Source organism: Halomonas flagellata (assembly GCF_022487945.1).
In the GTDB taxonomy this organism is placed as follows: Bacteria; Pseudomonadota; Gammaproteobacteria; order Pseudomonadales; family Halomonadaceae; genus Halomonas; species Halomonas flagellata.
This window is the reverse complement of record NZ_JAKVPY010000119.1, coordinates 1-598: the sequence shown is the minus strand read 5'-3', so window position 1 is coordinate 598 and position 598 is coordinate 1. Positions and strand designations below refer to the sequence as shown.

Below are 598 nucleotides of genomic sequence, written 5' to 3'. Positions count from 1 at the left end.
TGGAATTGGATACCCGTTTGTACGAAGTCGGCGAATATCTTGAACAGGAAGACAACCGGAATATCATCTTGCGTATTCCGTCAGGGCTTCCAGCAGGGCTTTCTGCGCTTCGCTCTTGCGTCCTGACTGCCAGTACAGCTGGTTGAGCAGCAGCAGGTTGCGGTTGAGATCGCTCATCAAACGCAGCGAACGCGCATTTTCGTTCAGCTCTTCCAGCACCATTTCCGCCGGTTCGAAGTCGCCCAGCAGGATCTGCGCCCGGGCAATGTTGCGCCACTGGCTCTGCAGGAAGTGGTTGTTGGCGAACTCCGGCTTTGGCGTCTGGCGCAGCCAGTTGGCCGCCGCGGTTTTATCACCGGTCATCTGCCAGTAGATCACTCGCACCTTATCGGCGTTGGAGACCCAGTCGCTGTGATAGTGACCATTACCGAGCAGGTTTTCCAGCCGGTTCAGGTGGCTGCGGGCATTATCCAGATCGCCGCGCGCCAGTGAGCACTGGACCATCAGCGCCAGGCACTGCAGCTGCTGCTGCGGCTGATAGGTGGATAGCACGTCCATCCCCTGGCGGGCGCAAGCTTCAGCCTCGTCGAGGCGCGCC

The 598-nt window shown here is 59.4% G+C and carries 1 protein-coding gene; it reads right to left on the bottom strand.

Annotated features, from left to right (window positions below; all coding sequences use genetic code 11):
* Positions 1-63: 63 nt before the first annotated feature.
* The gene (locus tag MKP05_RS21445) at positions 64-558 is read right to left on the bottom strand and encodes a hypothetical protein (RefSeq protein ID WP_439109014.1); all 495 of its coding nucleotides are present in this window, start codon (positions 556-558) and stop codon (positions 64-66) included.
* Between the last annotated feature and the right edge of the window lie 40 nt (positions 559-598).

Excerpts from the sequence above, each read along its gene's own strand:
- MKP05_RS21445 (WP_439109014.1), bottom strand. The coding sequence starts at position 558 with ATGGACGTGCTATCCACCTATCAGCCGCAGCAGCAGCTGCAGTGCCTG.